Origin of the sequence: Sphaerochaeta sp., from assembly GCF_050178175.1 — a bacterium.
Taxonomy (GTDB): domain Bacteria; phylum Spirochaetota; class Spirochaetia; order Sphaerochaetales; family Sphaerochaetaceae; genus Sphaerochaeta.
Genome location: NZ_JBFXGH010000003.1, coordinates 47,181 through 53,935, shown reverse-complemented (window position 1 = coordinate 53,935; position 6,755 = coordinate 47,181). Strand labels below are relative to the sequence as shown.

The window sequence follows — 6,755 nt, the reverse complement described above, 5'->3', positions numbered from 1 at the left end:
AGGATCTGAAGGATTTGATGCTTTGGGTGTCAGTGAATTCTCTTTCTTTATCAGGTCAGTACCCTATAACCTGTATGCTCTGCTTACCATTATCATGGTAGTTGTCATCATTCTGAGCGGACGTAACTTCGGTCCCATGGCAAAAAGCATTGCCTATGCCAAGGAAACCGGTAACCTGTACAACGAGACATATGGACCAGCACCGGGTGAAATTGACATCGATGGTGATGTGAATGCAGCAAAGGCAAAGCCTCTGGACATGCTTTTCCCGATTATCGTTCTCATCGTTTCAGCGGTTATCCTGTTCCCTGTCACTACCTACCTCTCATCCATAGATGGAAAGACCATTACCAGCATCGGTGCTGCAGCAGCATCCATGTCTCTCGGTGATGCTTTCAACAATACCGATGCCTCAATGGCACTGTTCTATGCAGTAATCTTCACGTTGGTAATCACGTACATCTACTACACTGCTCGTAAGCTCTTTACGATCAAGGGAGCAAGTGAGGCAATTACCGACGGTATCAAGAGTATGGTTCCCGCCCTTATCATCCTTACCATGGCTTGGACCATTGGTACGGTTATCAAGAGCAGTCCTGCAGATGGTGGCCTTGGGTTGGCTGCCTATCTCAGTGATGTTGTTGTTGGTGGTGGATTCCCGATTGCCTTGGTCCCTGTCATTGGCTTTGCACTTTCTGCCCTGATCTCGTTCTCAACCGGTACGAGCTGGGGAACCTTCGCCATCATGATCCCGATCGTTATGCCTATCGCTGTCGGTCTTGCCCAGGCAAAGGGCCTTGCAGACGCAGGTTTACTCAATGCAGCTATGATCAGCGTGAGTGCTGTGCTTGGTGGTTCGGTCTTTGGTGACCATGCTTCCCCGATCAGTGATACCACCATCCTGAGTTCAACCGGGGCTGGGTGTCCACACCTTGAGCACGTTGCAACCCAGATGCCCTATGCAGTTACCTCTGCAGTTTGTGCATTGGTTGGTTTTGCCGTAGGGGGAATCTTCCTGAACGTTCTGGCAGCTTGGATTGTAACCTTGGCTGTTTTTGCAGCAGCCATGATCTTTCTTCCCAAGATCCTGAACAAGTAATCTCCAATTCACTGCCAAGTGAGCCCACCTAGCAAGGTGGGCTTACTTGCTCTCTGAGGCCAAGCGAACTATACTTTGGCTTGGAGGCTGATATGGACATTGTACAAATAAAAGGACATATCAAGGAGTATGAGTGGGGAAACACCTCATTTATTCCTGCGCTGTTGGGTGTTCCAGAGGATGGAAAAGCCAAGGCTGAGCTTTGGTTTGGTACCCATCCCTCTGGGGATGCGATTGTCATGGAAACAAACCAGAATCTTTCCTCCTTCCTGAAAGGGGACAGTGAGCATTGGTTCGGAGAGGACCACATCGAATCCTTTGGGGATGAGCTGCCACTTCTATTCAAGGTCCTGGCTATTGAGAAACCCCTCTCCATTCAGGTCCACCCTGATAAGCTTCAGGCGAAGGCAGGGTGGGAGTGGGAAGAAATCATCCGTAAGCGACTTCCCCGGGAACTCTGGAACTACAAAGACCCCAATCGTAAGGCGGAAGTCATCTATGCGCTTACCCCGATTACGGCAATGTGTGGATTTCGTCCCCTGGGTCAAATCACACCCGTACTGAAGCTTTTGTTACCTAAGGCATATGAGAACCATTTCTCTTATCTTGATGAATCAGGGGTTGATGATGATGAGAAGCTTGCACGGTTGTTCAAGCAACTGTATACCATGAACAATGAGTCCTTGTCCGCCCTTATTGATGAGTACATAGCCTCATTGAAGACCCATGAAGAGCTGCCCACCAGCACTGCTGATGGACGTTTTCTTGAGAGCAAGGGGATTGTGCTTGCCAGCTATGTCTCCTATCCCCATGACCCAGGACTGTTTTGTCCTTTCTTGCTGAACGTAAGACACCTTGAAAAGGGAGAAGCTCTCTATATCTCCCCGGGCACCTTGCATGCCTATGTTATGGGTAATGGTATTGAGCTTATGAGTGCATCGGACAATGTGCTTCGTGGCGGGCTTACCAACAAGAAGGTAGATGTCAAGGAGTTGATGAAGGTCACAGAGATCAAGGGGAAAGAGGTGGAGAAGGTACAGATATTGCGTGGGACCTCAGGGCGGATGCATCTTCTCACTCCTACCGAGGAGTTCCACTTGATGGTCCTTCCCAGTGGAACCTATGAGATTACCGACCGCAGAAGTATCGAGTTACTGTTTGTTGGTGAGGGAAGTGCCCAGTTCATCTCTGAGAAGGAGAAGCGAACGTTGCAGAAAGGTAGTTGTCATGTGGTTGCAGCATCACTTGACTCATATACCCTGAAAGTGGAGGGAATGCTGTTTATTGCTGATGTTCCAAGATGACGGAATATTTCGTTTTTTTTAGGTTGGAATGAGTATCTGAGCAGTGATATAGTACATATATGGATAAATACCTCAAAATATTGCGAAAAGAGTTGCGTCCCGCAATGGGATGTACTGAACCCGCAGCCTCAGCGTTGGCTGGTGCAAAGGCTGCGGAACTATTAGGACTGGTACCTACCTCTTTGGAGATTTGTACCAGTAGGGATATGGTCAAGAATGCGATGGGTGTCGCTATCCCAAATTGCTCCTTGAAGGGAATTCAGGCAGCAGTTGCCCTTGGAGCAAGCGGGGGAGACAGCGAGAAGGGGCTGAGCATTCTCAGTAGTCTTAGCGAAGAGCAGATAGAGAAGGCTTCAGCAATTCCAGTCTCTCTTGTTATTGAAAGCGGTGTCCCTTCCTTGTATATCAAGGTTACTGCAAAAGCGGGAGATGATCTTGCCATTGCCACCATCAGTGGGGAACATGACCGGTTCAGTTACCTGCAGCATAATACTACCGTTTTACGTGAACTCGCAGTTGATGCCTGTGGTACAGAACTGGAAGTGGAGGATGAGCAATTCCTCGCTGCTGCGAGTCTTGCTGATCTACTCTCGTGGGTAGAGCAGGCACCCCAGGAGGCAATCGACCTGGTTCTGGATGCAAAGGAGACCAATCTCGTCATTGCACGACATGCGCTCGAGCACCCCTATGGGCTTTCTGTGGGGAGAATTGCTGCTGAGCCGATTGGGAAAGAACCAAGCAACCTAACAGAAGCCTTCAGCCTGGGGTCAGCCATGGCTGCTGCAGCCAGTGACGCAAGAATGGCGGGATGTCCGTTGCCGGTGATTATCAACAGTGGCAGTGGAAACCAGGGGATCACCTTGACCGTTCCCATCGCGGTAGTCGCAGCATATTTGAAGAAAGATGATGAACAGCTTGGAAGGGCTTTATTGCTCAGTCAGCTGATAGGATTGGGATTGACTGCCAGGAAAGACCGGCTGAGTGCTCTCTGTGGTGCCTTCACAGCCTCCATTGGGACGGCTTGTGGGTTGGTATATCTGCTGGGAGGGAATCTGGAAGAGATGGACCGTGCTTTCAACACCATGGTTGGAAATCTTACCGGGATCATCTGTGATGGGGCCAAGTCCACCTGTGCCCTGAAGATCTACAGTTGTGTGGAAGCAGCAAACCTTGCCTGCAAACTTGCATTCCGTGGTCTTTCCCCAGGAAATGAGAGCGGAATTGTTGGAAAGTCGAGTAGGGAGAGTATGGATTTTCTTTCCAGAATCAGTCATGAGGGGATGGAAGAAACAGATAAGACGATTCTCTCCATCATGTTGGGAAAACAATCGTGAACTATGTAGCATTGGATTTCGAGACGGCAAACAGCTACCCCGGTGGTGCTTGTTCAGTAGCACTTGCACGGTTCGATGAAGAAGGTACCTTGCTTGAGACGTATTATTCATTGATCCGTCCCAAGCATCCGTATTTTGATCCAGGGATGACCGCAGTGCATAAACTCTCCAGTGATGAGTGTCTTGCTGCCCCTGAGTTTGATAAGATCTGGGAGCATATGCGTTCATTCATCGGTCGCGACATCCTTGTTGCCCATAATGCAGTCTTTGACATGGGAGTGATGAAGGCTGCATTTGAAGCATATGACCTGGAAGCGCGGGAGATGAGCTACCTATGCACCCTGACCATCGCTCGAAAGCTCTGGCCCAAAATGCACAGCTATAAACTCTCCTATCTGGTTGATTACTTCGATATGGAGTATCAGGCTCACTATGCCCTTGATGATGCAATCATGTGTGGAAAGATCATGTACCGGCTCTGCAAGGGGCACCTGAATGAGCTGCTCGATCTTCGCCGGTTCCTGATCACCAAGGGTATTGAGCCGAAGGTTATCGAGCACCAGAGAAAAGATGCAGATTTTTTCCTATAAGCGGATAGAGGCCGGTTGCCCAGAATCCTACAAGGCTGTATCGCACAAAGCTCCCAATTGCATACAGTGACTCTGGGATGATTACCTTGGAGCCCATGATCAGAAGCACAACAACCAAGCCGATAAGATAGCGGCCAATCTTCTTTCCTAATGTTCCTTCGGTCAAGAATTGGACCTTCTTGTTCTCAAGGGCGAATCCAAGATAGCCTCCACCACCGAGAGCCAGAATCTTCATCAGGTCATTGAATGCCGTCTCATCAGCAGAAAAGAAATTGAGCAGGATACTGATTACCGCTCCGCTCATGGCAAAGATGGTCCCGAGGACGATCAGGTACCTTATGCGTCGCTTCTCATCATCATAGATGAAGTCCAGGTAATGGTAGAAGGCAAAGCTGATGGAAACTCCGAGCAGGAGTCCAGCAAACACGTCAATCGGCCAGTGAACGCCAAGATAGAGCCGGCTCAATCCTACCAGCGTCATCATGATTGCACAAAAGATACTGAGCTTTCGTTTTCTAAAAGAAAGAGCAAGTGCAGAATAAAATGCTGCACCGGTGGTGGTATGTCCGCTGGGGAATGAGTATCCGGTTGCGGTTTCCAGTCGTTTGCCTTGGATCGAATCCAAAACCTGGAACGGACGTGGAGCCTTGACCGTGGCTTTCAGTATACCCATTGCGAGTACAGAGAGTAGAACTGATGAGTAGAGACCGAACCCTTTCTTCTTGTCATGATTCCAGAAGATATAAAGGATAACGACAATGACGAAGGTCTGCTCTCCCAAGAGCGATGCGAGGTTGCCCAGGAAGTCGAGAACGGGGTTCTCGATATTCAGAAAGAACAGCATTATGGATTCTTGCATGGGTATCTTCTCCTTGCGGGAAGTATACGAAAGGGTAGTCGTTATGGCAACCACAAAGCATGTTGACAAAAGATGGGCTATCGTGTAGTTTCCAAGAGTGCTTTTTGAGGGTGTAGCGAAGCTGGTTATCGCGACGGCCTGTCACGCCGTAGATCGCGGGTTCGAGTCCCGTCACTCTCGTTACCAAGAATCTTTTGTTCATCTCTGGTGAGCGAAGGATTTTTTTTGCTCCAGGAGATGACTATACAAGTCTTGATGATTTTAATGAAAATGGGAAAATCTTTTTTAGCTCTGTTGACAAAAATACAGGGATAGTGTAGTTTCACTCTTGCTATGAGGGTGTAGCGAAGCTGGTTATCGCGACGGCCTGTCACGCCGTAGATCGCGGGTTCGAGTCCCGTCACTCTCGCTTGAAGAAACCGCCTTGGATTCCAGGGCGGTTTCGTTCTATTATATGGTTCGATTGAATCTCGGAGGGATGATGAAGGTACTGGTAGGAATGAGTGGTGGGATAGATTCTTCTGTTGCAGCATATCTGCTGAAGCAGCAGGGACATGAGGTTACAGGGGTCACTATGACCATCTGGAACAAACGTGCCCATTTGGCTCGTCCGCTCGGTTCAACCAGTTGTTTCGCCCCCGACAAGAGCGAGGATATCAAGGCGATCAAGCGAATCTGTGAGAAGATCGGTATAGAGCATCATGTGCTTGAGCTGAGTGATCAATTTGAGGAAGTGGTGCTTGCAAACTTCAAGGACGAATACATGGATGGGCGTACACCGAACCCCTGTGTATGGTGTAATGCCAAGATCAAGTTCGGAGCCATGGTGGATTATGCCAAGGAAAGCGGGCTTGTCTTTGACAAGTTTGCCACCGGGCACTATGCCCGCATTACAGAAGAAAACGGTCGCTATGCGATAACCAGGGCTGTCGATCTAAAGAAAGACCAGTCTTACTTCCTCTATCGTCTCAGCCAAGCTCAACTTGCCGCCACATTGTTCCCCCTCGGTTCCATGACCAAGGAAGAAGCACGCACTATTGATATGGCGCAAGGATTCCATAAGGTCTACCAGGAAGAGAGTCAGGATTTCTATGATGGGGATTATACCGATCTACTGGAAGTGGAGAACAAGCGGGGAAATATTGTCACCCAGGATGGAAAGATCCTTGGAACCCATGACGGGATCTGGCACTACACCATTGGACAGAGAAAGGGGTTGGGTATAGCAGCCGAACGACCACTCTATGTATTGCAGCTTGACGCACAAAAAAATGAAGTGGTAGTCGGCTATGTAGAGGAGACTCTGCAAAGTACCGTAACAGCTGATGATGTTGTGTGGAGCAGCAAGCCTTCCTTGGATGGCGAAGTGGAGGTGCAGGCAAAGATCCGCTCCACCGGGTATCCAACAGAAGCCAGGGCCCACAGGAATGATGATGGTACCATCACCGCTGTATTCTCGGACTCTGTAAAGGCTGCTACTGTTGGACAGTCACTGGTTCTCTATGAAGGGGAGAGAATCCTCGCCGGGGGAATCATCAAGGAAGCCTTCTGATAGTTGTCTCATACTGT

Annotated in this window: 6 protein-coding genes and 2 tRNA genes; 7 read left to right on the top strand and 1 reads right to left on the bottom strand. The window is 49.2% G+C overall.

All coding sequences use genetic code 11. The features are described 5' to 3' along the window. The 4 genes from AB7S66_RS00930 to AB7S66_RS00915 all read left to right on the top strand — a co-directional run. On the top strand, nt 1-1,099 hold a 1,099-nt coding region (locus AB7S66_RS00930), incomplete at its 5' end, for a Na+/H+ antiporter NhaC family protein (RefSeq protein WP_428517504.1). A 92-nt stretch (nt 1,100-1,191) separates the two neighbouring features. Beyond that, nucleotides 1,192-2,403, top strand: coding sequence for a mannose-6-phosphate isomerase, class I (gene manA / locus AB7S66_RS00925; protein WP_428517503.1), 1,212 nt, complete (start codon nt 1,192-1,194; stop codon nt 2,401-2,403). A gap of 59 nt (nt 2,404-2,462) precedes the next feature. Continuing rightward, on the top strand, nt 2,463-3,737 hold the full coding sequence (locus AB7S66_RS00920) for a serine dehydratase subunit alpha family protein (protein ID WP_428517502.1): 1,275 nt from the start codon (nt 2,463-2,465) through the stop codon (nt 3,735-3,737). Then, complete coding sequence (locus tag AB7S66_RS00915; protein ID WP_428517501.1) at nt 3,734-4,327, top strand: 3'-5' exonuclease; 594 nt, start codon at nt 3,734-3,736, stop codon at nt 4,325-4,327. The genes AB7S66_RS00920 and AB7S66_RS00915 overlap by 4 nt, the downstream gene beginning before the upstream one ends. Here AB7S66_RS00915 and AB7S66_RS00910 read toward each other — a convergent pair. Further along, nucleotides 4,287-5,186: a phosphatase PAP2 family protein gene (locus AB7S66_RS00910; RefSeq protein WP_428517500.1), complete on the bottom strand. Its 900-nt coding sequence runs from the start codon at nt 5,184-5,186 to the stop codon at nt 4,287-4,289. The genes AB7S66_RS00915 and AB7S66_RS00910 overlap by 41 nt on opposite strands. A 106-nt stretch (nt 5,187-5,292) precedes the next feature. On the opposite strand from AB7S66_RS00910, the gene AB7S66_RS00905 reads away from it, so the two are divergent. The 3 genes from AB7S66_RS00905 (at nt 5,293) to mnmA (ending at nt 6,738) form a co-directional block, all read left to right on the top strand. Further along, nucleotides 5,293-5,366: transfer RNA gene (locus AB7S66_RS00905), tRNA-Asp, on the top strand. Between the two features lie 155 nt (nt 5,367-5,521). After that, nucleotides 5,522-5,595 (top strand) — tRNA-Asp (locus tag AB7S66_RS00900). Between the two features lie 45 nt (nt 5,596-5,640). Further along, nucleotides 5,641-6,738, top strand: coding sequence for a tRNA 2-thiouridine(34) synthase MnmA (gene mnmA / locus AB7S66_RS00895; RefSeq protein WP_428517499.1), 1,098 nt, complete (start codon nt 5,641-5,643; stop codon nt 6,736-6,738). Nucleotides 6,739-6,755 lie beyond the last annotated feature (17 nt).

Bases quoted from the DNA above. Each gene is read 5' to 3' on its own strand.
- manA (WP_428517503.1), top strand. From the start codon at position 1,192: ATGGACATTGTACAAATAAAAGGACATATCAAGGAGTATGAGTGGGGA.
- AB7S66_RS00920 (WP_428517502.1), top strand. From the start codon at position 2,463: ATGGATAAATACCTCAAAATATTGCGAAAAGAGTTGCGTCCCGCAATG.
- AB7S66_RS00910 (WP_428517500.1), bottom strand. From the start codon at position 5,186: ATGCAAGAATCCATAATGCTGTTCTTTCTGAATATCGAGAACCCCGTT.
- mnmA (WP_428517499.1), top strand. From the start codon at position 5,641: ATGGTTCGATTGAATCTCGGAGGGATGATGAAGGTACTGGTAGGAATG.